The following is a 25,340-nucleotide window of genomic DNA, read 5'->3' on the forward strand; positions in this document are numbered from 1 at the left end:
ATAACATCGTGGAGCACGACACTATGAGTTGGCCTCTACGCTGCACCCAGGATCCTAAGAACCGGTGGTGGAGGTGAACGGGATCGAACCGATGACATCCTGCTTGCAAAGCAGGCGCTCTCCCAGCTGAGCTACACCCCCATATCCTGCCTGGCAGAATACTTGGTGGGTCTGGTTGGATTCGAACCAACGACCCCCGCCTTATCAAGACGGTGCTCTAACCGACTGAGCTACAGACCCAAAACCTTTTCGGATCAGCAGTCAGGTGGCTGAAGACCCAGGGAAGATTCCCTCGACCCAAGCCTACAACCGATCCCAGCTATATATCAAACAACCGATAAGAGTGGACGCTTAACACGAGCACTAAGCTCTGAAAGGAGGTGATCCAGCCGCACCTTCCGATACGGCTACCTTGTTACGACTTCACCCCAGTCATGAATCCTACCGTGGTAATCGCCCTCCTTGCGGTTAGGCTAACTACTTCTGGTAAAACCCACTCCCATGGTGTGACGGGCGGTGTGTACAAGACCCGGGAACGTATTCACCGCGACATGCTGATCCGCGATTACTAGCGATTCCGACTTCACGCAGTCGAGTTGCAGACTGCGATCCGGACTACGATCGGGTTTCTGGGATTAGCTCCCCCTCGCGGGTTGGCGACCCTCTGTCCCGACCATTGTATGACGTGTGAAGCCCTACCCATAAGGGCCATGAGGACTTGACGTCATCCCCACCTTCCTCCGGTTTGTCACCGGCAGTCTCATTAGAGTGCCCTTTCGTAGCAACTAATGACAAGGGTTGCGCTCGTTGCGGGACTTAACCCAACATCTCACGACACGAGCTGACGACAGCCATGCAGCACCTGTGTTCCGGTTCTCTTGCGAGCACTGCCAAATCTCTTCGGCATTCCAGACATGTCAAGGGTAGGTAAGGTTTTTCGCGTTGCATCGAATTAATCCACATCATCCACCGCTTGTGCGGGTCCCCGTCAATTCCTTTGAGTTTTAATCTTGCGACCGTACTCCCCAGGCGGTCAACTTCACGCGTTAGCTGCGCTACCAAGGTCCGAAGACCCCAACAGCTAGTTGACATCGTTTAGGGCGTGGACTACCAGGGTATCTAATCCTGTTTGCTCCCCACGCTTTCGTGCATGAGCGTCAGTGTTATCCCAGGAGGCTGCCTTCGCCATCGGTGTTCCTCCGCATATCTACGCATTTCACTGCTACACGCGGAATTCCACCTCCCTCTGACACACTCTAGCCCGGTAGTTAAAAATGCAGTTCCAAAGTTAAGCTCTGGGATTTCACATCTTTCTTTCCGAACCGCCTGCGCACGCTTTACGCCCAGTAATTCCGATTAACGCTTGCACCCTACGTATTACCGCGGCTGCTGGCACGTAGTTAGCCGGTGCTTATTCTGCAGGTACCGTCAGTTTCGCGGGGTATTAGCCCGCGACGTTTCTTTCCTGCCAAAAGTGCTTTACAACCCGAAGGCCTTCATCGCACACGCGGGATGGCTGGATCAGGGTTTCCCCCATTGTCCAAAATTCCCCACTGCTGCCTCCCGTAGGAGTCTGGGCCGTGTCTCAGTCCCAGTGTGGCTGGTCGTCCTCTCAAACCAGCTACGGATCGTCGCCTTGGTAGGCCGTTACCCCACCAACTAGCTAATCCGATATCGGCCGCTCCAATAGTGCAAGGTCCGAAGATCCCCTGCTTTCCCCCGTAGGGCGTATGCGGTATTAGCTACGCTTTCGCGTAGTTATCCCCCGCTACTGGGCACGTTCCGATACATTACTCACCCGTTCGCCACTCGCCACCAGACCGAAGTCCGTGCTGCCGTTCGACTTGCATGTGTAAGGCATCCCGCTAGCGTTCAATCTGAGCCAGGATCAAACTCTTCAGTTCAATCTCTGTGTTTATTTCGTATTTCCTTGATTCCGAAGAACCGAGTCATACGTCGCTGCTCAAAGGAAGTGAGGTTATTCTTAGACTTGACATTGACGTTTTCATCTAAGGTACTTCACTTCTAGTGAGCACTTGATTTCTTGTGCTTGTGACCAGATTTAAAACCTGACCACTGCGCACTCGCATCAAGCGCCCACACTTATCGGTTGTTCAATTGTTAAAGAGCGGTACTGCTAAATTCTTTACTGCCTGCCTCTCAGCAACTTCGCTTTCTCGCCGGTCGCTGTGTCAGCAGAGAAACGAGATTATGAAGAAGTTTTTATCGCTTGTCAAGTCAGCGTCGCTTATCGCTTTGCTTTCCTGCCGCGGCCTCTTCAGCCCCTTTCCTCTTTAGCAGCTATCGAAACACCAGGGAAAACCCTGATTTTTCGATAACAGCCAAGTCAGAAACTATAACACGTTTTTTGCAGTTCATGCAACCGGCTTCTGCCTAATTTGCATACTATCCCGCAACGAGCATAGTCTCACACTAGAAGACAAAACCCCACAGGCTCACCTGTGGGGTTTTGCGCAATAAAAGCCTGACGATGACCTACTTTCACAGACGTCCGTCCACTATCATCGGCGCAAAGTCGTTTCACTGTCCTGTTCGGGATGGGAAGGAGTGGGACCAACTCGCTATGGTCGTCAGGCGTAACTGGTTGAGCGGCTGCGGCTAGGCGCAACAGCTCCAATCTGGGAAGAAACACAACGCGTGGCGATCAGAGTCGAGCTCGATGATCGCGCACGATGGGATGCGATGTTGGCTGGCTGCCGACGGTGCAGCCAGATTTTGTATTGAACGACACTTGGAACGCTATAACCAGGTCATAACCATCAGTGTTATAGGATCAAGCCTCACGGGCAATTAGTATCGGTTAGCTTAACGCATTACTGCGCTTCCACACCCGACCTATCAACGTCCTGGTCTCGAACGACCCTTCAGGGGGATCAAGTCCCCGGGATACCTAATCTTCAGACGAGTTTCCCGCTTAGATGCCTTCAGCGGTTATCTCTTCCGTACTTAGCTACCCGGCAATGCCATTGGCATGACAACCGGTACACCAGAGGTACGTCCACTCCGGTCCTCTCGTACTAGGAGCAGGCTCCGTCAAGTATCCAACGCCCACGGCAGATAGGGACCAAACTGTCTCACGACGTTTTAAACCCAGCTCACGTACCTCTTTAAATGGCGAACAGCCATACCCTTGGGACCGGCTACAGCCCCAGGATGAGATGAGCCGACATCGAGGTGCCAAACACCGCCGTCGATATGAACTCTTGGGCGGTATCAGCCTGTTATCCCCAGAGTACCTTTTATCCGTTGAGCGATGGCCCTTCCATTCAGAACCACCGGATCACTATGTCCTGCTTTCGCACCTGTTCGACTTGTCAGTCTCACAGTCAAGCACGCTTATGCCATTGCACTATCAGCACGATTTCCGACCGTACCTAGCGTACCTTCGAACTCCTCCGTTACACTTTGGGAGGAGACCGCCCCAGTCAAACTGCCCACCATGCACTGTCCCCGATCCGGATAACGGACCAAGGTTAGAACCGCAAACAAACCAGGGTGGTATTTCAAGGATGGCTCCACGTAATCTGGCGACTACGCTTCAAAGCCTCCCACCTATCCTACACAGGCCGGTTCACAGATCAATGCAAAGCTACAGTAAAGGTTCATGGGGTCTTTCCGTCTAGCCGCGGGTAGATTGCATCATCACAAACACTTCAACTTCGCTGAGTCTCAGGAGGAGACAGTGTGGCCATCGTTACGCCATTCGTGCAGGTCGGAACTTACCCGACAAGGAATTTCGCTACCTTAGGACCGTTATAGTTACGGCCGCCGTTTACCGGGGCTTCGATCAAGAGCTTGCACCCCATCACTTAACCTTCCGGCACCGGGCAGGCGTCACACCCTATACGTCGACTTTCGTCTTTGCAGAGTGCTGTGTTTTTAATAAACAGTCGCAGCCACCGATTCTCTGCGACCCCATCATGCTAAGCGCGCAGGCGCTTCACACTACCGGGGTATACCTTCTCCCGAAGTTACGGTATCAATTTGCCGAGTTCCTTCTCCTGAGTTCTCTCAAGCGCCTTGGAATATTCATCCCGTCCACCTGTGTCGGTTTGCGGTACGGTCTCGTACAGCTGAAGCTTAGAGGCTTTTCTTGGAACCACTTCCAATCACTTCGCAAGCAATGCTCGCTCGTGCCGTACCCTTGATTTACGCGCCCGGATTTGCCTAAGCGCCATCTTCGATACGTCAACAGGGACATCCAACACCCTGATGATCTTCCGCAATCCGTCCCCCCATCGCACTGTACGACGGTGCTGGAATATTAACCAGCTTCCCATCAGCTACGCATCTCTGCCTCGCCTTAGGGGCCGACTCACCCTGCGCCGATGAACGTTGCGCAGGAAACCTTGGACTTACGGCGAGAGGGCTTTTCACCCTCTTTATCGCTACTCATGTCAGCATTCGCACTTCTGATACCTCCAGCAGCCTTTACAAGCCACCTTCGCAGGCTTACAGAACGCTCTCCTACCGCGTGCACTAAAAGTGCACACCCGCAGCTTCGGTTTATCGCTTAGCCCCGTTACATCTTCCGCGCAGGACGACTCGATCAGTGAGCTATTACGCTTTCTTTAAAGGATGGCTGCTTCTAAGCCAACCTCCTGACTGTCTATGCCTTCCCACTTCGTTTCCCACTTAGCGATAATTTGGGACCTTAGCTGGCGGTCTGGGTTGTTTCCCTCTTGAGTCCGGACGTTAGCACCCGGTGCTCTGTCTCCCAAGCTGTACTTGCGGGTATTCGGAGTTTGCCATAGTTTGGTAAGTCGCCATGACCCCCTAGCTATAACAGTGCTCTACCCCCCGCAGTAATACTTGAGGCACTACCTAAATAGTTTTCGGAGAGAACCAGCTATTTCCAGATTTGTTTAGCCTTTCACCCCTATCCACAGCTCATCCCCTAATTTTTCAACATTAGTGGGTTCGGTCCTCCAGCACGTGTTACCGTGCCTTCAACCTGGCCATGGATAGATCATCTGGTTTCGGGTCTACACCCAGCGACTGAATCGCCCTGTTCGGACTCGCTTTCGCTACGGCTTCCCTATTCGGTTAACCTCGCCACTGAATGTAAGTCGCTGACCCATTATACAAAAGGTACGCAGTCACCCCACAAGGAGGCTCCTACTGTTTGTATGCATACGGTTTCAGGATCTATTTCACTCCCCTTCCGGGGTTCTTTTCGCCTTTCCCTCACGGTACTGGTTCACTATCGGTCGATCACGAGTATTTAGCCTTGGAGGATGGTCCCCCCATCTTCAAACAGGATTTCACGTGTCCCGCCCTACTTTTCTTACGCTTAGTTCCACACTCAGAATTTCGTCTACAGGGCTATCACCTGCTACGGCCGGGCTTTCCATCCCGTTCGACTATCCTGAATGCTAAAACGTAAAGGCTTTTCCGATTTCGCTCGCCACTACTTTCGGAATCTCGGTTGATTTCTTTTCCTCGAGCTACTGAGATGTTTCAGTTCACCCGGTTCGCCTCCACTGGCCTATGTATTCAGCCAGGGATACTGCTTGCGCAGTGGGTTTCCCCATTCGGACATCTGCGGATCAAAGCTTGTTTGCCAGCTCCCCGCAGCTTTTCGCAGGCTACTACGTCCTTCATCGCCTGTGATCGCCAAGGCATCCACCATATGCACTTAGTCGCTTGATCCTATAACGCTGTAGGCTATAGGACCTGAGTATTCGCGTTTGTGCCGTTCATAAGTTTCAAAGCAGTCTGAGGTTATTCACCCCAGTCTTGAGAACTTGGAACAAAATTAATGCAATCACAACCCGTACCCATCTTCATCAGCAAACGCCGATTACTCGATGAGCACATTTCGTTGTGCTTCTTCCAGATTGTTAAAGAACAAAATATAGCTGTTGGGTAAAACCCAACTGATAAGGCTGCAAGCAGCGCTATCAGTTAGCTTCTACGCTGGACTGGATAAACCCGATCCCAGCTACATCAAACAACCGATAAGAGTGGACGCTTAACACGAGCACTAAGCTCTGAAAGGAGGTGATCCAGCCGCACCTTCCGATACGGCTACCTTGTTACGACTTCACCCCAGTCATGAATCCTACCGTGGTAATCGCCCTCCTTGCGGTTAGGCTAACTACTTCTGGTAAAACCCACTCCCATGGTGTGACGGGCGGTGTGTACAAGACCCGGGAACGTATTCACCGCGACATGCTGATCCGCGATTACTAGCGATTCCGACTTCACGCAGTCGAGTTGCAGACTGCGATCCGGACTACGATCGGGTTTCTGGGATTAGCTCCCCCTCGCGGGTTGGCGACCCTCTGTCCCGACCATTGTATGACGTGTGAAGCCCTACCCATAAGGGCCATGAGGACTTGACGTCATCCCCACCTTCCTCCGGTTTGTCACCGGCAGTCTCATTAGAGTGCCCTTTCGTAGCAACTAATGACAAGGGTTGCGCTCGTTGCGGGACTTAACCCAACATCTCACGACACGAGCTGACGACAGCCATGCAGCACCTGTGTTCCGGTTCTCTTGCGAGCACTGCCAAATCTCTTCGGCATTCCAGACATGTCAAGGGTAGGTAAGGTTTTTCGCGTTGCATCGAATTAATCCACATCATCCACCGCTTGTGCGGGTCCCCGTCAATTCCTTTGAGTTTTAATCTTGCGACCGTACTCCCCAGGCGGTCAACTTCACGCGTTAGCTGCGCTACCAAGGTCCGAAGACCCCAACAGCTAGTTGACATCGTTTAGGGCGTGGACTACCAGGGTATCTAATCCTGTTTGCTCCCCACGCTTTCGTGCATGAGCGTCAGTGTTATCCCAGGAGGCTGCCTTCGCCATCGGTGTTCCTCCGCATATCTACGCATTTCACTGCTACACGCGGAATTCCACCTCCCTCTGACACACTCTAGCCCGGTAGTTAAAAATGCAGTTCCAAAGTTAAGCTCTGGGATTTCACATCTTTCTTTCCGAACCGCCTGCGCACGCTTTACGCCCAGTAATTCCGATTAACGCTTGCACCCTACGTATTACCGCGGCTGCTGGCACGTAGTTAGCCGGTGCTTATTCTGCAGGTACCGTCAGTTTCGCGGGGTATTAGCCCGCGACGTTTCTTTCCTGCCAAAAGTGCTTTACAACCCGAAGGCCTTCATCGCACACGCGGGATGGCTGGATCAGGGTTTCCCCCATTGTCCAAAATTCCCCACTGCTGCCTCCCGTAGGAGTCTGGGCCGTGTCTCAGTCCCAGTGTGGCTGGTCGTCCTCTCAAACCAGCTACGGATCGTCGCCTTGGTAGGCCGTTACCCCACCAACTAGCTAATCCGATATCGGCCGCTCCAATAGTGCAAGGTCCGAAGATCCCCTGCTTTCCCCCGTAGGGCGTATGCGGTATTAGCTACGCTTTCGCGTAGTTATCCCCCGCTACTGGGCACGTTCCGATACATTACTCACCCGTTCGCCACTCGCCACCAGACCGAAGTCCGTGCTGCCGTTCGACTTGCATGTGTAAGGCATCCCGCTAGCGTTCAATCTGAGCCAGGATCAAACTCTTCAGTTCAATCTCTGTGTTTATTTCGTATTTCCTTGATTCCGAAGAACCGAGTCATACGTCGCTGCTCAAAGGAAGTGAGGTTATTCTTAGACTTGACATTGACGTTTTCATCTAAGGTACTTCACTTCTAGTGAGCACTTGATTTCTTGTGCTTGTGACCAGATTTAAAACCTGACCACTGCGCACTCGCATCAAGCGCCCACACTTATCGGTTGTTCAATTGTTAAAGAGCGGTACTGCTGTATTACTTACCAGCTATCGAAACATCAGGGTTAACCCTAAGTTTTCGGCAACTGCCAAGCCTGAAACTATAACACAGCTTTTGCAGATTTTGCAACTGGCTTCTGCCTAATTTGCATCCTATCTTGCAAAACCGCTAAACGCTTACCTGATCGTCTCGCGGCGGTCCTTTGGGGCTATCGCCCTGCCGGACCGGCTTTACTGCTTGCTTCGCTGCCCGAAAAACTGTTTGAACTGCGAAGGAGCGAGACTATAGCACAGAATTTAAACGTGTGTCGCCAGCATGACACTCTTTTTTCAGAAAAATGAATTTTTTAGGGGACGCACTCGGTCCGCCAGCCCTTCCCCTCTATATAGAGGGGGACGAAAAGCAAAGCCCGGGCGCTAGATGCGCAGCTCCGTCGTTTCCTTGATCTGCTGGAGCGCGAAGAAGGAACGCATGTCCACCACCGCCGGATGGCGCATGAGGGTATCCATGGCGAAGCGCGAGAAGTGCGCCAGGTCCGCCACCTGGATGCGCAACAGATAGTCCATGTCCCCGGACATGGCGTAGCACTCGACGACTTCCGGCCACAGCTGCACGTCGCGCGCGAAGTCGCTCATGGGCGCGTGGCTGGAGCCGCTGTGCTTGTTCAGGCGGATGTTCACGTAGGCCAGCAAGCCCAAGCCGACTTTTTCGGCGTCGATCAGCGCCACGTACTTCTTGATGAAGCCCTGCTCCTCGAGCCTGCGGACCCGGCGCAGGCAAGGGCTGGGCGATAGCGAAACGCGGTCGGCCAGTTCCTGGTTGCTCAGGCGTCCGTCGCGCTGCAACTCCGCCAAAATCCTTAGATCTGTCCTATCGAGCTCAATGCCAGACATTTTTAGCCCCCAACTTTCCAATCACGGCAATATTATTGCTCAGAGTACTGGCTTTTGAGCCATATTTGCAATTGTCTGCCTGCCGTTCCTTCCTACAATCTCCCTCTAGACTTGAATCAACAGGTCATCCTTAAAACGATGCAAGGGAGCAGACTTATGAGCAGCGCTTTCCAACCCTGGGACAACCCGATGGGCACCGCCGGGTTCGAATTCATTGAATATGCGGCGCCGGACCCCGTCGCGCTGCGCAAGGTGTTCGAGCTGCTGGGCTTCAAGGCCATCGCCCGCCACCGCCACAAGGACGTGACGCTGTACCGCCAGGGCGGCGTGAACTTCCTGATCAATGCCGAGCCGGATTCGTTCGCCCAGCGTTTCGCCCGCCTGCACGGCCCCTCGATCTGTGCAATCGGCTTTCGCGTGCAGGACGCCAACGCGGCCTACAAGCGGGCGCTGGAGCTGGGCGCCTGGGGCTTCGATTCGCACAGCGGCCCGATGGAACTGAACATTCCCGCCATCAAGGGCATCGGCGATTCGCTGATCTACCTGGTGGACCGCTGGAACGGCAAGGAAGGCCACGGCGGCATCGGCGACATCAGCATCTATGACGTGGACTTCGTGCCGGTGGACCCGGCCAACGCGCAGGCGGACCTGAACCATCGCGGCGCCGGCCTGACGCTGGTGGATCACCTGACGCACAACGTGCACAAGGGCCGCATGGCCGAGTGGGCGGAGTTCTACGAGCGCCTCTTCAATTTCCGCGAAGTGCGTTATTTCGACATCGAGGGCAAGGTGACGGGCGTGAAGTCCAAGGCCATGACCTCGCCCTGCGGCAATATCCGCATTCCGATCAACGAGGAAGGCACCGACGAGAAGGGCCAGATCCAGGAGTACCTGGACCTGTACCGCGGCGAAGGCATCCAGCACATCGCCATGGCCACGGAAGACATCTACGGCACCATCGAGGCGCTGCGCGCCAATGGCGTGGTGTTCCTGGACACGCCGGATACCTATTACGAGCTGCTCGACCGCCGCCTGCCCAACCACGGCGAGGACGTGGCGCGCCTGCAGAAGAACCGCATCCTGCTCGACGGCGCCCCCGGCGGCGGCCTGCTGCTGCAGATCTTCACCGAGAACCAGATCGGCCCGATCTTCTTCGAGATCATCCAGCGCAAGGGCAACGACGGTTTCGGCGAAGGCAACTTCAAGGCCTTGTTCGAATCGATCGAGCTCGACCAGATGCGCCGCGGCGTGGTCAAGTCGGTGGACTGAACGCCGACGCCGCCAATACCGTCCTTCCCCGGCTCGGCGTGGCGCGCAAGCGCCCTCGCCGGCCTTCAGACCTCACCATCGCGGTGAGGTTTTTTTGCGTGGCCGACTTATTTTTTCAGCCGGCCCTGGAACTGCTTGCGAAACTTGGCGACCTTGGGCGCGATCACGAACTGGCAATAGCCTTGTTCGGGATGCAGGGCGAAATAGTCGCGATGGTAGTCTTCGGCCGGCCAGAAAGTGGCCGGCGCCAGCAGGCGCGTGACGATGGGCGCGTCGTAGACCTTCTGCGCTTCGACCTCGGCGATGACGGCCTCGGCCTGCTCGCGCTGTGCCTCGTCCTGCCAGAAGATGGCGGATTCGTATTGCGGGCCGACGTCGTTGCCCTGGCGGCCCGGGGTGGTCGGATCGTGGGTCGCGAAGAACACGCGCAGCAGGTCGCTGTAGGACAGCTCGGCCGGATCGAACTCGATGCGCGCGACCTCGATGTGGCCGGTGGTCTTGCCGCATACCTGCTCGTAGCTGGGATGATCCACGTGGCCGCCGCTGTAGCCGGGCAGCACGCTCTTGACGCCGCGCAGGTCGGTAAACACCGCTTCGACGCACCAGAAGCAGCCGCCACCGAGGACGGCGACCTCGTTGCCGGGAGAGGGTTGTTCTGCCATGACGATTCCTTTTCCTTGAGACTTACGGCTTGGCCGGCGCCAGCGACAGTATCCATTGCGCAAGCAGGCGGGCGTCTTCCTGGCTGACCTGGGTCTGGGCGGGCATGGGCACGGCGCCCCAGGCGCCGCGGCCGCCGCCGCGGATCTTGCCCGCCAGGTAGTCCACCATGGCGTCGCCCTGCCCCGCATAACGTTCGGCCACGCTCTTCAGAGGCGGGCCGACCCGCTTGGCCTCGACCTGGTGACAGGCCATGCAGGCCTTGCTCTTGGCCAGGTCCAGACCGGTAGTCTGGGCCTGCGCCGCGCCCGCGCCCAACGCGCAGGCGACGGCCAACAACAGATTACTCTTCAAATGCATCGGTTACGGCCCCACGGCTCGCGGTGCTGGCGAGCTTGCCGAACTTGGCAAGCACACCGCGTGTATAACGCGGCTTGGGCTGGACCCAGGCCTGGCGACGAGCCGCCATTTCTTCGTCGCTGATATTGAGCTGCAGCAGCAGCTTGTGGGCATCGATGGTAACCGAATCGCCCTCGCGGATCAGCGCGATCGGACCGCCGACGAAGGCCTCGGGCGCGACGTGCCCCACGACCATGCCCCAGGTGCCGCCGGAAAAGCGCCCGTCGGTGATGAGGCCCACGGTTTCGCCCAGGCCCTGGCCGACCAGCGCCGAGGTGGGCGCCAGCATTTCGCGCATGCCCGGGCCGCCCTTGGGACCTTCGTAGCGGATGACCACGATGTCGCCGTCGCGGATCTGGCGCGCCATGATGGCCGCCATGGCCTCGTCCTCGGAATCGAAGACGCGCGCCGGCCCGGTGATGGCCGGGTTCTTGAGGCCGGTGATCTTGGCCACGCAGCCCTCGGGCGACAGGTTGCCCTTGAGGATGGCCAGGTGTCCCTGCGGATAGAGCGCGCGGTCCAGCGGCATGATGACGTCCTGGTCGGCGCGCGGCGCGTCGGGCACGTCGGCCAGGGTCTCGGCCACGGTCTTGCCGGTGATGGTGATGCAATCGCCATGCAGCAGGCCGGCGTTGAGCAGCAGCTTCATGACCTGCGGGATGCCGCCGGCGCGATGCAGGTCGGTCGCGACGTACTTGCCCGAAGGCTTGAGATCGCACAGCACCGGGACGCGCTTGCGGATGCGCTCGAAGTCGTCGATGGTCCACGGCACTTCGGCGGCGTGGGCGATCGCGAGGAAGTGCAGCACGGCATTGGTGGAGCCGCCGGTGGCCATGATGACGGACACGGCGTTCTCGATGGACTCGCGCGTGATGATGTCGCGCGGACGCAGCCCGCGCCTGACGGCCTCGACCAGCACGCGCGCCGATTCCGCGGCCGAGGCGACTTTTTCCTCGTCCTCGTTGGCCATGGTGCTGGAGTACGGCAGGCTCATGCCCATGGCTTCGAAGGCCGAGCTCATGGTGTTGGCGGTGTACATGCCGCCACAGGAGCCGGAGCCGGGGATGGCGCATTTCTCGATCTGCTTGAAGTCGGCTTCGGGCATGCGGCCCATGGTGTATTCGCCCACGGCCTCGAAGACGGACACGATGGTGAGGTCGTTGCCCTTGTAATGGCCCGGCTTGATGGTGCCGCCATAGACGTAGATGCCGGGCACGTTGGTGCGCGCCAGCGCGATCATGCCGCCCGGCATGTTCTTGTCGCAGCCGCCGATCACGACCACGCCGTCCATCCACTGCCCCTGCGCCGCCGTCTCGATGCAGTCGGCGATGACTTCGCGCGAAACCAGCGAGTACTTCATGCCCTCGGTGCCCATGGACATGCCGTCGGAGATGGTGGGCGTGCCGAACACCTGGGGATTGGCGCTGGAGGCCCGGATGGCGTTGATGGCGGCGTCGGCCAGGCGCTGCAGGCCGCTATTGCACGGCGTGATGGTGGAATGGCCGTTGGCCACGCCGATCATGGGATTGGCGAAATCCGATTCCTGATAACCGAGCGCGTAGTACATGGCGCGATTGGGCGCGCGCGCGACGCCTTCGGTGATGTGGCGGGAACGTTCGTTATGCGGCATGGTCTGTGTCTCCTGTCGGCCGCCGGGCGCGGAGCAGGTGGCCGCGCCCCGGGAAAGCTGGCTCGCTGGCTCGCGAATCTTCAGGGCTCGCCGGTTATTATCATTCAACTTCATTGTGTCGGGCAGAACATGCTGCAATATCCGAAATTCGACCCCGTGGCCCTGCAGATCGGACCGCTGGCCATCCACTGGTACGGGCTGATGTACCTGCTGGGCTTCGCATTGGTGTACCTGCTGGGCCGCCGGCGCATCACCAGCGGCCACACCACCACGCTGAACGTGCGCGATCTGGAAGACCTGATTTTCTATAGCGTGCTGGGCGTGGTGCTGGGCGGGCGGCTGGGCTATGTGCTGTTCTACAAGCCCTCTTACTACCTGTCCAACCCGCTCGAAGTGCTGTACCTGTGGCAGGGCGGCATGTCGTTTCACGGCGGCCTGATCGGCGTGATCCTGGTGATGCTGCTCTTCGCGCGCAAGAAGAAGCTGCCGTTTTTCGCGATCAGCGACTTCATCGCGCCGCTGATTCCGCTGGGGCTGGGGTTCGGCCGCCTGGGCAATTTCATCAACGGCGAACTGTGGGGCCGGCCCACCGACGTGCCCTGGGCCATGGTGTTTCCGGGCAGCGGCGACGGCCTGGCGCGCCATCCGTCGCAGCTCTATGAGCTGGGCCTGGAAGGCATCGTGCTGTTCGTGCTGCTGTGGTGGTTTTCGAGCAAGCCGCGGCCGCTGGGCCAGGTGAGCGCGCTGTTCCTGATGGGCTACGGAACGTTCCGCTTCCTGGTGGAGTTCACCCGCGAGCCGGATAATTTCCTGGGCCTGCTCGCGGGCGGGCTGAGCATGGGACAGTGGCTGTCCGTGCCGATGGTCGCCCTGGGCGCCATCATGTTCAGCCTTACTGCAAAACGATCGTCCCGTTGACGGCGATGCTGACCGTGACGTCTCCCGCTTCCAGCGGGACGTCCGGGCTGTAGCCGGCCGAAGCATCCTTGGCCATGGCCGCCCCCATCATGCGGGGCATGGGCATCGGCCCGCCGGAGCCGCCCAGCTCGAGCTTGCTGAGGCGGTAGCCGGAAAATCCGAAAGCATTGGACGCCGCCAGCGCGCGCTCCTTGAAGGCCTGCGCGGCTTCCTTGAGCAGCTTGCGCTCTTCGGCTTCGCGCGCCTCGCGCGACAGCAGGAAGCCGATATTGGAGATGGCGGTCTTGTCGGACAGCTTGGAAGCCAGCGCGGCGGCGGCCGCGAAATCCTTGGATTCGAGCACGACTTCGCCGTGGCCGCGCCAGGATGCGATCTTGCCCTTGTTATTGGTGTTGGGCCAGACGTTGTAGCTGCCGGTGCGCACTTCCACGCCCTTGACGTCACGCGCGCGCTTGACCACGTCGTCCAGCGCGGCGCTCAGCTTCTTGCCGGCGGCCGGCTGGTCCGGCGCGTCGACTTCGGCCGACAGGGTGATGCGCACGGTGTCCTGCTTGACCTCGGAAGATGCCGTGGCCTGCAAGGACAGCTCGGGCGCTCGGCTGGCGGGCGCTTCCGTGGCGGCGGGCGCCTGGGCCTGCGCATGAGCCGGTTGCACGGCGGCGAGCGCAGCCACGGCTGCGCACGCCGCACCCAATTTGGTCAGCGAAAAAACAGGGTGTTTGAACATGGACGAGTCCTAGGAGAGAGGACGATGGAGAGGGGTGGGGCGCCCGGCGCGGACCTGCGCCGATGGCAGGCCCGCTGGGATAGATGCCCCGCCTGTGCCGTCAAGGCCGGCATCTCGAACCCTGAGGTTCAAGGTGGTCGCGTTCCGTAGAGCATCGGGTTCGTCTGCGAGAGACGATCACTCCAGCTCTGCACTCCCGCAACCAATATGCCATAAGACATAGGTTCAGAGAATGTATGGCCTAGTCACGAACACGGCAGGGACAAACTGAAAAATCTGGACTGCAGCGTTGATGGCTGCAGCTGGCGAATGCTAGAGCAGCTTTTCCTGACCCGACAAGGCGTCATCGAGCACTGCATTCATGTCCTCGATTCTACGCTTGAAGTCGCCGACCGCCAAACCGCCCAGGGGACCATCGGGCGCTTTCATCGCAAGCAGTTCGCCCGCGATCTGCAGCGCGGCCATCACGGCGATGCGCTCGTTGCTGGAGACCTTGCCAGTGCCTTGAATGCGCAGCATGAGCTGGTCGACGTGGCGCACGGCGGCGACCAGCGTGGGCTTTTCTTCGGCCGAGCACGCCAGGGAATAGTCGCGCCCCAGTATCGTTACATCTACGCGTTCCATCAGTGTTGCTCTCCAGACGGCGCGCCCGGCAGACGGGCCAGCACGGCGTCGATGCGCTCGCGGGCCGTCGCGGCGGCCACGCGCAAGCGCTGTAGTTCGGTGTCGCGGTTCTGCAGGCTGCCCTGCAGTTCGGTTTCCCTGGCGGAGAAACGCGATTCGAGCGATTGGCGCTCGGCGGTCTCGCGGGCCAGTTGTTCGCGCAGCGCGGCCTCGGCCTGCTGGGCCTGCTCGAGCATGGCGGTGACGGCGCCGTCGTGTTCCTGAAGCTTGCTTTGCAGCGTGACGATCTCGGCCTCGCGCTCGGCGGCGCGCTGCTTCAGCACGCGCTGCTCAGCTTCGGATTCGTTAAGACGGGCGCGCAACGCGTCACGCTCTGCGTGGAGTTGGCGGGTGCGTTGCACCAGTTGCCCGATGCGGGCAGCGAGTTGGTCTAGATCTTGCAGCATGGGCGCTATCGTAAACCATCCTGGGTTGGACGGGGCCTCTTCACGCAAGGTGAGAAACCCGGCAATATTCAGTAGGAATTACGTCTGAAATTTCGGGATGCGACCTTACCCGATTCCAGCCGGAAAAAGAAACCCTCGAATCCGGCGCGCGGAAAGAATCCCTCATCTGGCCGATCCGGCTTTCGCATTTCTTTCTATAAACTTTCACTTAGCTTTCAAAAAGCCCTCAAACCTCCCCGCTCGTTACAACTGAGGTTCGGGAGTACCCGAATTTTAGGGAAAACCCCAGGCTTTCACCGAACTTACAGGGTTTGCAGCGTGGCAGGCGTCCATTACCATTCGCCCTTCCAAGAAACCACGCCGTCGCTTTCAAAAGAATAAATGGCACCCTGAAGTGCCTTTTTTGTGCCTGTCACCCGCCTTTCGCGAAGCCGTCGGGCCACAAACTTTTTTTCTCTACATGCTGTAAACAGGAGCCAAGCAATCATGCAGCTACGCAATCGACAGGACTTCTGGTCGGGGGTGATGTTCATCGTCCTCGGACTGGGATTCGCCTGGCAGGCCAGCAGCTACCAAATGGGTACTGCCGCACGGATGGGCCCAGGGTATTTTCCTTTCTGGCTAGGTATTGTTCTGGCACTGTTGGGCGCCATCGTGCTGCTCGGCTCGCTGTCCAAGAAAGCCCATGAAACGCACGTCGACAAGTTCGACTGGCGCATCGTCTTCCTGGTGGTCGGATCGGTCGTGCTCTACGGCTTCATCCTCAAACTGCTGGGCATCTACATTTCGGTATTCATCCTGGTTGTGGTCAGCAGCCTGGCCAGCCACGAGTTCAACCTGAAGGTCGCCGTCGCCAACGGCATCTTCCTGGTGATCTTCTCGTATCTGGCGTTCGTCAAGGGGCTGGGGCTGATTTTCCCGCTGTGGCCGTCCTTCCTGGGCATGAATTAAGGAGTAATCGGCCATGGAACTGTTGGATCACCTGATGCTGGGTTTCGGCGTGGCGTTCACGCCCGAAAACCTCGCCTACGCCCTGCTGGGCTGCATTCTGGGCACGCTGATCGGCGTGCTGCCGGGCATCGGCCCGGTCCCGACCATCGCGATGCTGCTGCCGATCACGTACGTGCTGCCGCCGATCGCCGGTCTCATCATGCTTGCGGGCATTTACTACGGCGCCCAGTACGGCGGCTCCACGACGGCCATTCTGGTGGCGCTGCCAGGGGAGACATCCGCGGTGGTGACCGTGCTGGACGGGCACCAGATGGCACGCAACGGCCGCGCAGGCGCGGCCCTGGCGATCGCCGCCCTGGGTTCGTTCTTCGCCGGCTGCGTGGCCACCCTGCTGCTGGCCGCGTTCGCGCCCCCGCTGGCTGAAGTCGCGTTCAAGTTCGGCCCCGCCGAGTACTTCTCGCTGATGTGCCTGGGCCTGGTCGGCGCCGTGGTGCTGGCTTCGGGTTCGCTGCCCAAGGCCATCTGCATGATCCTGCTGGGCCTGCTGCTGGGCATGGTGGGCACCGACGTGAACTCGGGCGTGGCCCGCTACGACTTCGGCATCCCCGAACTGCAGGACGGCATCGACTTCGCCATCGTGGCCATGGGCGTGTTCGGCTTCGCCGAAATCATGACCAACCTCGAGCAGAAGGAAAACCGCGTCGACATCACCGACAAGATCGGCACGCTGTACCCGAACCTGCAGGAATTCAAGGAAGCCGCTCCCGCCGTCGTGCGCGGCACGGCCCTGGGTTCGGCGCTGGGTATCCTGCCGGGCGGTGGCGCGGTGCTGTCGTCGTTCGCTTCCTACACGCTGGAAAAGAAGATCTCCAAGAATCCGGAGCGCTTCGGCAAGGGTCACCCGGCCGGCCTGGCCGGTCCGGAATCGGCCAACAACGCCGCCGCCCAGACCTCGTTCATCCCGCTGCTGACCCTGGGTATCCCGGGCAACGCCGTGATGGCGCTGATGGTCGGCGCGATGACCATCCACAACATCCAGCCCGGCCCGCAAGTCATGACGAGCCACCCGGAGCTGTTCTGGGGCCTGATCGCCTCGATGTGGATCGGCAACCTGATGCTGGTGGTGCTGAACCTGCCGCTGATCGGCCTGTGGGTCAAGCTGCTCAAGGTGCCCTACCGCATCCTGTTCCCGGCGATTCTGGTGTTCTGCACGATCGGTGTGTACTCGTTGAACTACAACACCTTCGACATCTTCACCACCGCCATCTTCGGCATCATCGGCTACGTGTGGTCCAAGCTGAAGTGCGAAGGCGCCCCGCTGCTGCTGGGCCTGGTGCTGGGCCCCATGATGGAAGAGAACTTCCGTCGCGCCCTGCTGCTGTCGCGCGGCGACTTCAGCACCTTCGTGACGCGTCCGCTGTCGGCCTCGCTGCTGGCTGTGGCCGTGTTCCTGGTGGTGCTGGTGGCCCTGCCGGCCATCCGCAAGAAGCGCGAAGAGACCTTCGTCGAAGAAGACTGATCCCGGCGCGCCGCCCCGCGGCGCACGCCAGCCAAGATCCCCGGCCCCGGCCGGGGATTTTTTTTGCCTTTCCGGCAGTCCCAGGACGCGACCAATCGATACTGCACAATACAAATTGTTCCGCCGCGCCGATCTCCTACGTTAAGCTACGGGTTTACCCCATGCGGCATTCGAGATGAATTTCGACTGGAACAACCCCTACCCCGGCACGCGCCGGCCGGTGTACGCCAGCAATATGGTCGCGGCCTCGCAGCCGCTGGCGGCCCAGGCCGGCCTGCGTATCCTGGCCCGCGGCGGCAACGCGGTCGACGCCGCCATCGCGGCGGCGGCCACGCAGGCCCTGACCGAGCCGGCCGCCAACGGACTGGGATCGGACTGCTGCGCGATCGTCTGGGACGGTTCCAGGCTGCACGGGCTGAACGCATCGGGCGCGGCGCCCGCGGCCTGGAACCTGGATTATTTCCGGCGCAAGCACCAGGGGCGGATTCCCGCGCGCGGCTGGGACAGCGTCACGGTGCCGGGCTGCGTGGCGGGCTGGGCCGCCCTGCACGAGAAGCTGGGCCGCATGTCCTTCGCCGACGTGCTCGAACCGGCCATCGAATACGCCGAACGCGGCTACGCCGTCTCCGCGGCCGTCCAGCGGAAATGGGCGGCCCAGGCCGACGAACTGCAGCCGCAGCCGGGATACGCCGAGCACTTCCTGCCCCGCGGCCGCCCGCCTCAGGTCGGAGAGCACTTCGTGCTGCAGGGGGCCGCGGCCACGCTCAAGCGCATCGCCGCCAGCGGCGGACGCGATTTCTACGAAGGGGAAACGGCACACAAGCTGGTCGCGCATGCCCAGGCGCACGACGCCGTGCTGACCCTGGCCGACCTGCGCGACTACGCGCCCCAATGGACCTGCCCCGTCAGCCAGACGTACCGCGGCCATACGCTGCATCAGCTGGCCCCCGGCGGCCAGGGCATCGCCGCCCTGCTCGCGCTGGGCATGCTGCAGCATTTCGACGTGGCCGCCCGCCCCGTCGACCATCCCGACACGCAGCACCTGCTGATCGAGGCCATGAAGCTGGCCCAGGCCGACGCCGCCGCGCGTCGCCCGGGCATGACGCCCGAAGACCTGCTCCAGGCCGGGCACCTGGCCGAGCGCGCGCGGCTGATCGATCCGGCCCATGCCCGGCGCGGCGCGGGCGGCAACGCGCCGCATGCGGACGCGATCTGCCTGAGCGCCGTCGACCGCAACGGCATGATGGTGAGCCTGGCCCAGTCGAACCACATGGGATTCGGCTCGGGCGTGGTGGTGCCCGGCACCGGCGTCAGCCTGCAGAACGGCGGCCACGGGTTCAGCGCCGATGCCGGCCATCCGGACGCGGTGGCCGGCGGCAAGCGGCCGGCGCACGCCGCCCTGCCGGCTTTCCTGATGCGCGACGGCGCGCCCGTGATGAGCTTCGGCGTCGTGGGCGGCGACATGCAGCCCCAGGGGCAGGTGCAGGCGCTGGTGCGCATGCTGGACTACGGCCAGCAGCCGCAGGCCGCCTGCGACGCGCCGCGCTGGAGATGGCGCCACGGCCAGACGCTGGACGTGGAAGCGGGCCTGGCGCCGTCCGTGGCGCAGGGCCTGCTGGCGCGGGGCCACGCGTTGCTGGCCGCGCAAGACCCGGGGCAGGATTTCGGGTCGGGCCAATTCATCTGGCGGCTGGGCGATCCTGCCGTCGATGGCTATGTCGGCGCCAGCGACGGCAGGCGCGATGGGCTCGCCGCCGGCTTTTGATTGCGTTAAGGTTACTGTCCTCAGACTGACCTTACCCTCATAGAGCGGAGTCCTGCATGGCAACGATCGGTACCAAGAGCTACGACGCGGCGGTAGCCCAGAAAGTCACTTTCCTCGGATTGGGCGTGATGGGCCTGCCCATGGCCGGCCATCTGGCCCGCGCGGGCCATGACGTCACCGTCTACAACCGCACGCCGGCCAAGGCCCAGGCCTGGGTGGCCGAATTCGGCGGCAAGAGCGCGGCCACGCCGCGCGAAGCCGTCGCCGGCGCGCAGATCGTGTTCGCCTGCGTCGGCAACGACGACGACTTGCGCAGCGTGGTGCTGGGGCCGGACGGCGCGTTCGCGGGCATGGCGCCGGGCGCGGTGTTCGTGGACCACACCACGGCCTCGGCCGACGTGGCGCGCGAACTCTATGCGCAGGCCAAGGAGCTGGGCCTGAACTTCATCGACGCCCCGGTGTCCGGCGGACAGGCGGGCGCGGTCAACGGCGTGCTGACCATCATGTGCGGCGGCGAGCCGGCCGTGTTCGACGCGATCAAGCCGGTGGCGCAGTGCTTCGGCCGCGCCGTCACGCTGGTGGGCCCTCCGGGAGCCGGCCAGCTGGCCAAGATGGTCAACCAGATCTGCATCGCCGGTGTGGTGCAGGGGCTGTCGGAAGCCATTGCGTTCGGCCAGGCCGCCGACCTGGACATGAAGCTGGTGCTGGACGTGATCAGCAAGGGCGCGGCGCAAAGCTGGCAGATGGAGAACCGCGGCGGCACCATGGTCGACGACAAGTTCGATTTCGGCTTCGCGGTGGACTGGATGCGCAAGGACCTCGGGCTGGTGCTGGCGGAGGCGCGCCACAACGGCGCCCGCCTGCCGCTGACGGCCCTGGTGGACCAGTTCTACGGCGACGTCCAGAAGATGGGCGGAGGCCGCTGGGACACGTCCAGCCTGATCAAGCGCCTGCGCGACTGAACGCCGCAGTCAAGCAAAAAGGCGAGCCCTGGGGCTCGCCTTTTTTTGGCCCGACGACCGGGCTTATGCAGCGATGCCGACCGGCGCCGCGTCGGCCAGCAGCGCGTCGATGCGCTGTTTGGCCTGCGCCACGCCTTCCAGCGCCGCGACTTCGCCCATGGCCATGCCCTCGGCGGCGATGAAGGTCACGTCGTCCATGCCCAGGAAGCCCAGCATCTGGCGCAGGTAAGGCGTGAGCGTATCGGCGGGTGTGCCTTCGGCCTTGCCGCCGCGGGCGGTCAGCACCAGCACCTCTTTGCCCTTGACCAGGCCTTCCGGCACGCCTTCGGACGTATAGCGGAAGGTGACGCCGGCGCGGGCGACGTAATCCAGGTAGGTCTTGAACTGCGCGGGCAGGCTGAAGTTGTAGACGGGCACGGCGAAGACGATGCAGTCGGCTTCCATCAGTTCGGCGATCAGGGCATCGCCCAGTTCGACGATGCGGTGCTGCTCGGCCGTGCGGGCGTCGGACGGCGTGAACAGCGCGCCGACGGTGGCGCCGTCGAAATACGGCAGGGGCTGGGCGCCGATGTCGCGGATCTTGACCGCCGCGGCGGGGTTGGCGGACTTGATGCGCGCAATCAGGTGATCGGCCAATTGCTTGCTGTTGGAACGATCGCCGAGAATCGAGGAAAGGATAACCAGGGTCTTCATTGCAAATATCTCCAGTGGGCGGGCGGGCCTGTCGCGGTCTTGGCTCGGGCAGGCGCCGAATGCATGGCCTCACTGTAACTGGGCTGATTGCACATATAAATGGGGTTATGATGAACTGTTCGTTCCAAGTGCAGAACAATCATGCAAGACCTCAATGATCTCTATTATTTTTCCCAGGTCGTCGAGCAAGGCGGTTTCAGCGCCGCGGCGCGGGCACTGGACATCCCCAAATCCCGCCTGTCGCGCCGGATCTCCCACCTGGAGGAAAGCCTGGGCGTACGCCTGCTGCAACGCACGACGCGGCGTCTGCGACTGACTTCGGCCGGCGAGCGCTATCTGCACTATTGCCGCGAAATGGCGGCTTCGGCGCGCGCGGCCGACGAGGCCATGCGCCAGCTGCAGTCCGAGCCCAGCGGGCCTGTGATCGTCAGTTGCCCGGTTTCCATCGCCCAGGACGTGCTGGCGCCGCTGTTGCCGGAATTCCTGGACGCCTGGCCGGCGATATCGGTGCAGCTGCTGGTGACCAACCGCCGCGTGGACCTGATACGCGAGGGCGTGGACCTGGCGCTGCGGGTGCGCACCAAGCTGGATACTGATGCGGAACTGGTGGTGCGCCACTTCGGCACCGGACGCGGCACGCTGGTCGCCAGCCCGGGCTACCTGCAGCGTCACGGCACGCCCGACAGCCCGCAGGACCTGGCCACCCACACCACGCTGAGCTTCAGCGACCCGCAGCACGAGGTGCGCTGGCCGCTGCGCAACGACAAGGGCGAAGAGGTGAGCATCGAGCTCAAGCCGCAGTTGTCCTGCAACGACTTCATCGTGCTGACCGAGGCGGCGGTGCGCGGCCGCGGCATCGCGCTGCTGCCGTCGATCGCCACGCATGAAGAGCTGCGCCGCGGCCAGCTGGTGCAGGTGCTGCCGCAATGGCAGTCGCCCGAAGGTATCGTCCACTGTATCTACCCGTCGCGCCGCGGCATGATGCCCGCGGTGCGCGCGCTGCTCGATTTCCTGTCCGAGCGCCTGCCTTCCATGTACCAGCGGCTGGAAAAGGCGCCGACCGCGGCGGCTCAGTAGCCCCGCTCGCGCTCCACCACGCCGCTGATGGCCTCGCCGCGCCGCAGCTGCGCGACCTTGGCCGCGATCTGGGCGATGCTTTCGTCGCGCAGCGTGCGCGCCGCGATATGCGGCGTGACGTGCACGCGCGCATCGCGCCAGAAGGGATGGTCGCGCGGCAGCGGCTCGGTGTGGAACACGTCCAGCGTGGCGCCGGCGATCTCGCCCTCTTCCAGCATCTGCACCAGGTCGTCCTCGACCAGGTGCTCGCCGCGGCCGACGTTGACCAGATGGGCGCCGGGCAGCAGCCGCGACAGCGTGTCCCGATTGAGGATGCCGGCCGTATCCGGCGTGAGCGGCAGGACGTTGACCAGGAAGCGCGTGCGCGCCAGGAACGCCGGCAGCGCGTCCATGCCCGCATAGGATTCGACGCCCGGGATGTCGCGCGGCGAACGCGACCAGCCCGCCACCGGATAGCCGAAGCCGGCCAGCGTCTGCGCCACGCGCAGGCCCACCTGGCCCAGCCCCAGCACGCCCACCGGCCAGTCGGCCGGCCGGCTGCCTTCGCCCGGCTCCCAGTGCTGGCGCGCCTGGGCGCGGTCGAAGGCTTCGAAATCGCGCGAGACGCGCAGCAGCGCGTACAACGCATACTCGGCCATCTGCAGCGCCATGCCCGCGTCTTCGAGGCGCACGATGCGCACGTGCGGCGGGATCTCGGGCATTTTCAGCAGGGCGTCGACGCCCGCCCCCAGGTTGAACAGCGTGGTCAGGCCGGTCTCGTGCCTAAACAGTTCGGCCGGCGGACGCCACACCAGCGCGACGTCGGCGCCCGACGGCGGGCCCTCGGGGTTCCATACCGAAATGCGGCAGCCGGGCATGGCGGCCTCCAGCAGGGGCACCCAGGCGTCGGGATCGTGGTGGGGACAGGCGAACAGGATGTGCATGGCGGCTTTCGTATGCGGAACTCAGGAACCCCCAAGCATGAGGGATGCCGCCCGACAAATCAAACGGCCCGGCGAAAGCGCCGGGCCGATCGGGATCGCGCCGTTCAGGCCGCCTGCGGCACTTCGGGCTTGCCGCGGCCCTTGCCGCGGCCGCGGCGCAGGAAGGCCCACACCTGCAGCGCGATCAGCAAGGCGCTGGCCGCGATGAACCAGGCGCTGATCGGACGCTCGATGAACACGCCCAGATCTCCGCGCGACAGCAGCAGCGCGCGGCGGAAATTCTCTTCCACCATCGGCCCGAGCACGAAGCCCAGCAGGATGGGCGCGACCGAGAATTCCAGCGTCATCAGGATGGCGCCGATCACGCCGAAGGCCAGTACCTCCCAGATCTGGAAGAGGCTGTTCTGCGTGCTGAACACCCCCACCGCGATGAAGAACAGCGCGGACGGGAACAGATAGCGGTAAGGCACCTGCAGCAGTTTCACCCACACGCCGATCAACGGCACGTTCAGCACCATCAGCAGCACGTTGCCGACCCAGAAGCTGGCGATCAGGCCCCAGAAGATGTCCGGATGTTCGGTGATCAGCTGCGGGCCGGGCTGGATGCCCTGGATCAGCAGCGCGCCCAGGATCAGCGCCATCACCGCGTCGCCCGGAATGCCCAGGCTCATCGTCGGGATGAAGTCGACCTGCGTCTTGGAGTGCGACGAGGCTTCGGGCGAGGCCACGCCGGCGATCATGCCGGTGCCGAATTTTTCCGGCGTCTTGGAGATCTTGCGTTCCAGCGCGTAGGACACGAAGGTGGTGATCGTCGGGCCGGTGCCCGGCATGGCGCCGAACAGCGTGCCCACCGTGGTGCCGCGGACCATGGGCCAGAAGGCGGTCTTGAGCTCCTGGCGGCTGGGCCGCATGTCCTTCAGGCGCAGCTTGGCGCCGCTGCCGATGATGCTCATGCGGTTGACGCTCATGAGGAAGTCGGCCACGCCAAACAGGCCCATCGAGATCGCCACCAGCTCCAGGCCGTCGGACAGGTCCAGCAGGCCGAACGAAAAGCGGATGGTGCCGGTGTTGACGTCGGTGCCCACCACGCCGCACATCAGGCCGAACAGGGTCATCGCCACGCCCTTCAGCGGCGAGCCGCGCGACATGGTCGCGCCGGCCAGCAGCCCCAGCAGCATGATCGAGAAGATCTCGGTCGGGCCGAACTTGAACGCCACCTCCACCAGCAGCGGCGAGGCGAAGATCATGACGATGATGCCTACCGAGGCGGCGAAGAACGAGCAGATCATGGTGATGCCCAGCGCCGTTCCTCCCTTGCCCTGCTTGGTCAGCGGATAGCCGTCCAGGCAGGTCACCGCATGCGGCGGATGCGAAGGCAGGTTGAGCAGGATCGCGCCGATGGCGCCGCCGTATTGCGAGCCGTAGAAAATCCCGGCCAGCATCAGGATGGCGGGCACCGGATGCATCACATAGGTCAGCGGCAGCAGGATCGAAATGGCCGACAGCGCGCCCATGCCGGGCAGCACGCCGATGAGGTTGCCCACCAGCACGCCGAAGAACGACCACATCAGGTTATGCCACTGGAACGCGACGCCGAAGCCGTACCAGAGGTCCATCAAGGATTGGGAGATCATGGCGCTTCAACCCCAGCGAAACAGCGGCATCTGCAGTTGCAGCGCCCACCAGAAAACGACGACCGCGATCGCGACCATGGCGATCGACAGCAGGAACGCCTGTTTGACCGTGTTCTTGCGGTCGCCCAGCGCGGATATGAACACGATGGCGAAGGTCGCCGGCAGCAGGCCGCCGTAGTGGCCGAGCAGCAGAAATGCCAGGATGCCCAGCAGGATGCAGGCGCCGCCACGCAGGTCCGGCAGGCCGTGGGCGTGGCCCTCGCCCGGCGCGGCGCCGCCGCCCTCGCCGGAACGCGCCGACAGCGCGATCAGCACGCCGGTCAGCGCCAGCAGTCCGCCCAGCGCCGCCGGAAAGAATCCGGGGCCCATGTGGCTGAGCGTGCCGACGTGATAGTCGGTGCCGCCGTATATGGCGCCCAGGCCGATGAGGACCATCAGCGCGCCGCCGTAATAGTCCTTTCTGTTGATGGTTTTTTGCACGTCTTCCTCCTTCCTCACAG

At 61.6% G+C, this 25,340-nt stretch carries 18 protein-coding genes, 2 tRNA genes, 4 rRNA genes and 1 other RNA gene; 7 read left to right on the plus strand and 18 right to left on the minus strand.

Annotated elements, in window-relative coordinates; all coding sequences use genetic code 11:
• Window positions 1-65 precede the first annotated feature (65 nt).
• From AC1IQ6_RS23985 to AC1IQ6_RS24015, 7 genes are all read right to left on the minus strand, one after another.
• Window positions 66-141: transfer RNA gene (locus AC1IQ6_RS23985), tRNA-Ala, on the minus strand.
• A gap of 22 nt (window positions 142-163) precedes the next feature.
• A tRNA-Ile gene (locus AC1IQ6_RS23990) sits at window positions 164-240 on the minus strand.
• Window positions 241-373: 133 nt separating this feature from the next.
• A 16S ribosomal RNA gene (locus AC1IQ6_RS23995) occupies window positions 374-1,904 on the minus strand.
• Between the two features lie 579 nt (window positions 1,905-2,483).
• Window positions 2,484-2,596 (minus strand): 5S ribosomal RNA (gene rrf / locus AC1IQ6_RS24000).
• A gap of 194 nt (window positions 2,597-2,790) precedes the next feature.
• A 23S ribosomal RNA gene (locus tag AC1IQ6_RS24005) occupies window positions 2,791-5,673 on the minus strand.
• A gap of 344 nt (window positions 5,674-6,017) precedes the next feature.
• Window positions 6,018-7,548 (minus strand): 16S ribosomal RNA (locus AC1IQ6_RS24010).
• The 16S, 23S and 5S rRNA genes sit together here with 2 tRNA genes alongside, the layout of an rRNA operon.
• A 618-nt stretch (window positions 7,549-8,166) precedes the next feature.
• Window positions 8,167-8,643, minus strand: coding sequence for an Lrp/AsnC family transcriptional regulator (locus AC1IQ6_RS24015; protein WP_111826704.1), 477 nt, complete (start codon window positions 8,641-8,643; stop codon window positions 8,167-8,169).
• Between the two features lie 156 nt (window positions 8,644-8,799).
• Here AC1IQ6_RS24015 and hppD point away from each other — a divergent pair, with 156 nt between their 5' ends.
• Window positions 8,800-9,912: a 4-hydroxyphenylpyruvate dioxygenase gene (gene hppD, locus AC1IQ6_RS24020; protein WP_102775876.1), complete on the plus strand. Its 1,113-nt coding sequence runs from the start codon at window positions 8,800-8,802 to the stop codon at window positions 9,910-9,912.
• Window positions 9,913-10,019: 107 nt separating this feature from the next.
• Here hppD and msrA read toward each other — a convergent pair whose 3' ends face one another.
• From msrA to ilvD, 3 genes are read right to left on the minus strand one after another with little or no spacing between them, the layout of a single operon-like run.
• Window positions 10,020-10,574, minus strand: a complete 555-nt coding sequence (gene msrA, locus AC1IQ6_RS24025; protein ID WP_111826705.1) for a peptide-methionine (S)-S-oxide reductase MsrA — start codon at window positions 10,572-10,574, stop codon at window positions 10,020-10,022.
• Between the two features lie 22 nt (window positions 10,575-10,596).
• Window positions 10,597-10,932, minus strand: a complete 336-nt coding sequence (locus AC1IQ6_RS24030) for a c-type cytochrome (protein WP_102775889.1) — start codon at window positions 10,930-10,932, stop codon at window positions 10,597-10,599.
• On the minus strand, window positions 10,916-12,601 hold the full coding sequence (gene ilvD, locus AC1IQ6_RS24035; RefSeq protein ID WP_111826706.1) for a dihydroxy-acid dehydratase: 1,686 nt from the start codon (window positions 12,599-12,601) through the stop codon (window positions 10,916-10,918). The genes AC1IQ6_RS24030 and ilvD overlap by 17 nt, the downstream gene beginning before the upstream one ends.
• Before the next feature lie 129 nt (window positions 12,602-12,730).
• On the opposite strand from ilvD, the gene lgt reads away from it, so the two are divergent.
• Window positions 12,731-13,519 carry a prolipoprotein diacylglyceryl transferase gene (gene lgt / locus AC1IQ6_RS24040; protein ID WP_102775873.1) on the plus strand — a complete coding sequence of 263 codons (789 nt, stop codon included), beginning with the start codon at window positions 12,731-12,733 and terminating at the stop codon, window positions 13,517-13,519.
• Here the strand turns inward: lgt and AC1IQ6_RS24045 are convergent.
• The 4 genes from AC1IQ6_RS24045 to AC1IQ6_RS24060 form a co-directional block, all read right to left on the minus strand.
• Complete coding sequence (locus AC1IQ6_RS24045) at window positions 13,494-14,246, minus strand: SIMPL domain-containing protein (RefSeq protein ID WP_485865401.1); 753 nt, start codon at window positions 14,244-14,246, stop codon at window positions 13,494-13,496. The genes lgt and AC1IQ6_RS24045 overlap by 26 nt on opposite strands.
• A gap of 81 nt (window positions 14,247-14,327) precedes the next feature.
• Window positions 14,328-14,512, minus strand: a non-coding RNA gene (ssrS, locus tag AC1IQ6_RS24050) — 6S RNA.
• Window positions 14,513-14,558: 46 nt separating this feature from the next.
• Window positions 14,559-14,870: a cell division protein ZapA gene (locus AC1IQ6_RS24055; protein WP_043542394.1), complete on the minus strand. Its 312-nt coding sequence runs from the start codon at window positions 14,868-14,870 to the stop codon at window positions 14,559-14,561.
• Window positions 14,870-15,316, minus strand: coding sequence for a hypothetical protein (locus AC1IQ6_RS24060; RefSeq protein WP_168202269.1), 447 nt, complete (start codon window positions 15,314-15,316; stop codon window positions 14,870-14,872). Before AC1IQ6_RS24060 ends, AC1IQ6_RS24055 begins: the two co-directional genes overlap by 1 nt.
• A gap of 486 nt (window positions 15,317-15,802) precedes the next feature.
• On the opposite strand from AC1IQ6_RS24060, the gene AC1IQ6_RS24065 reads away from it, so the two are divergent.
• From AC1IQ6_RS24065 to AC1IQ6_RS24080, 4 genes are all read left to right on the plus strand, one after another.
• Complete coding sequence (locus AC1IQ6_RS24065) at window positions 15,803-16,267, plus strand: tripartite tricarboxylate transporter TctB family protein (protein WP_102775870.1); 465 nt, start codon at window positions 15,803-15,805, stop codon at window positions 16,265-16,267.
• Window positions 16,268-16,280: 13 nt separating this feature from the next.
• On the plus strand, window positions 16,281-17,786 hold the full coding sequence (locus tag AC1IQ6_RS24070) for a tripartite tricarboxylate transporter permease (protein ID WP_102775869.1): 1,506 nt from the start codon (window positions 16,281-16,283) through the stop codon (window positions 17,784-17,786).
• A 175-nt stretch (window positions 17,787-17,961) separates the two neighbouring features.
• Complete coding sequence (locus AC1IQ6_RS24075; RefSeq protein ID WP_485865402.1) at window positions 17,962-19,551, plus strand: gamma-glutamyltransferase family protein; 1,590 nt, start codon at window positions 17,962-17,964, stop codon at window positions 19,549-19,551.
• A 56-nt stretch (window positions 19,552-19,607) separates the two neighbouring features.
• Window positions 19,608-20,513 (plus strand): NAD(P)-dependent oxidoreductase, encoded by a 906-nt coding sequence (locus AC1IQ6_RS24080; RefSeq protein WP_102775867.1) that lies wholly within the window; start codon window positions 19,608-19,610, stop codon window positions 20,511-20,513.
• Window positions 20,514-20,576: 63 nt separating this feature from the next.
• Here AC1IQ6_RS24080 and AC1IQ6_RS24085 read toward each other — a convergent pair whose 3' ends face one another.
• Window positions 20,577-21,206: an FMN-dependent NADH-azoreductase gene (locus AC1IQ6_RS24085; RefSeq protein WP_485865403.1), complete on the minus strand. Its 630-nt coding sequence runs from the start codon at window positions 21,204-21,206 to the stop codon at window positions 20,577-20,579.
• Between the two features lie 141 nt (window positions 21,207-21,347).
• On the opposite strand from AC1IQ6_RS24085, the gene AC1IQ6_RS24090 reads away from it, so the two are divergent.
• Window positions 21,348-22,283, plus strand: coding sequence for a LysR family transcriptional regulator (locus AC1IQ6_RS24090; protein ID WP_102775865.1), 936 nt, complete (start codon window positions 21,348-21,350; stop codon window positions 22,281-22,283).
• Here the strand turns inward: AC1IQ6_RS24090 and AC1IQ6_RS24095 are convergent.
• From AC1IQ6_RS24095 to AC1IQ6_RS24105, 3 genes are all read right to left on the minus strand, one after another.
• A complete protein-coding gene (locus AC1IQ6_RS24095) occupies window positions 22,277-23,206 on the minus strand; it encodes a 2-hydroxyacid dehydrogenase (protein ID WP_485865404.1) in 930 nt (309 codons plus the stop codon). The two genes, AC1IQ6_RS24090 and AC1IQ6_RS24095, sit on opposite strands and share 7 nt — an antisense overlap.
• 104 nt (window positions 23,207-23,310) lie before the next feature.
• Window positions 23,311-24,840, minus strand: a complete 1,530-nt coding sequence (locus AC1IQ6_RS24100; protein WP_102775863.1) for a tripartite tricarboxylate transporter permease — start codon at window positions 24,838-24,840, stop codon at window positions 23,311-23,313.
• A 6-nt stretch (window positions 24,841-24,846) separates the two neighbouring features.
• On the minus strand, window positions 24,847-25,275 hold the full coding sequence (locus AC1IQ6_RS24105) for a tripartite tricarboxylate transporter TctB family protein (RefSeq protein ID WP_111826963.1): 429 nt from the start codon (window positions 25,273-25,275) through the stop codon (window positions 24,847-24,849).
• Window positions 25,276-25,340 lie beyond the last annotated feature (65 nt).

The organism is Achromobacter sp. MUI-25009338 (assembly GCF_057359325.1).

What these genes read in the sequence shown, in the direction of transcription:
- AC1IQ6_RS24045 (WP_485865401.1), bottom strand. Translation starts at nt 14,246, where the DNA reads ATGTTCAAACACCCTGTTTTTTCGCTGACCAAATTGGGTGCGGCGTGC.
- AC1IQ6_RS24100 (WP_102775863.1), bottom strand. Translation starts at nt 24,840, where the DNA reads ATGATCTCCCAATCCTTGATGGACCTCTGGTACGGCTTCGGCGTCGCG.
- AC1IQ6_RS24070 (WP_102775869.1), top strand. Translation starts at nt 16,281, where the DNA reads ATGGAACTGTTGGATCACCTGATGCTGGGTTTCGGCGTGGCGTTCACG.
- AC1IQ6_RS24060 (WP_168202269.1), bottom strand. Translation starts at nt 15,316, where the DNA reads ATGCTGCAAGATCTAGACCAACTCGCTGCCCGCATCGGGCAACTGGTG.
- AC1IQ6_RS24095 (WP_485865404.1), bottom strand. Translation starts at nt 23,206, where the DNA reads ATGCACATCCTGTTCGCCTGTCCCCACCACGATCCCGACGCCTGGGTG.
- AC1IQ6_RS24085 (WP_485865403.1), bottom strand. Translation starts at nt 21,206, where the DNA reads ATGAAGACCCTGGTTATCCTTTCCTCGATTCTCGGCGATCGTTCCAAC.
- msrA (WP_111826705.1), bottom strand. Translation starts at nt 10,574, where the DNA reads ATGGCAGAACAACCCTCTCCCGGCAACGAGGTCGCCGTCCTCGGTGGC.
- AC1IQ6_RS24080 (WP_102775867.1), top strand. Translation starts at nt 19,608, where the DNA reads ATGGCAACGATCGGTACCAAGAGCTACGACGCGGCGGTAGCCCAGAAA.
- AC1IQ6_RS24075 (WP_485865402.1), top strand. Translation starts at nt 17,962, where the DNA reads ATGAATTTCGACTGGAACAACCCCTACCCCGGCACGCGCCGGCCGGTG.
- AC1IQ6_RS24030 (WP_102775889.1), bottom strand. Translation starts at nt 10,932, where the DNA reads ATGCATTTGAAGAGTAATCTGTTGTTGGCCGTCGCCTGCGCGTTGGGC.
- AC1IQ6_RS24055 (WP_043542394.1), bottom strand. Translation starts at nt 14,870, where the DNA reads ATGGAACGCGTAGATGTAACGATACTGGGGCGCGACTATTCCCTGGCG.
- ilvD (WP_111826706.1), bottom strand. Translation starts at nt 12,601, where the DNA reads ATGCCGCATAACGAACGTTCCCGCCACATCACCGAAGGCGTCGCGCGC.
- AC1IQ6_RS24065 (WP_102775870.1), top strand. Translation starts at nt 15,803, where the DNA reads ATGCAGCTACGCAATCGACAGGACTTCTGGTCGGGGGTGATGTTCATC.
- AC1IQ6_RS24105 (WP_111826963.1), bottom strand. Translation starts at nt 25,275, where the DNA reads ATGGTCCTCATCGGCCTGGGCGCCATATACGGCGGCACCGACTATCAC.
- lgt (WP_102775873.1), top strand. Translation starts at nt 12,731, where the DNA reads ATGCTGCAATATCCGAAATTCGACCCCGTGGCCCTGCAGATCGGACCG.
- hppD (WP_102775876.1), top strand. Translation starts at nt 8,800, where the DNA reads ATGAGCAGCGCTTTCCAACCCTGGGACAACCCGATGGGCACCGCCGGG.
- AC1IQ6_RS24090 (WP_102775865.1), top strand. Translation starts at nt 21,348, where the DNA reads ATGCAAGACCTCAATGATCTCTATTATTTTTCCCAGGTCGTCGAGCAA.
- AC1IQ6_RS24015 (WP_111826704.1), bottom strand. Translation starts at nt 8,643, where the DNA reads ATGTCTGGCATTGAGCTCGATAGGACAGATCTAAGGATTTTGGCGGAG.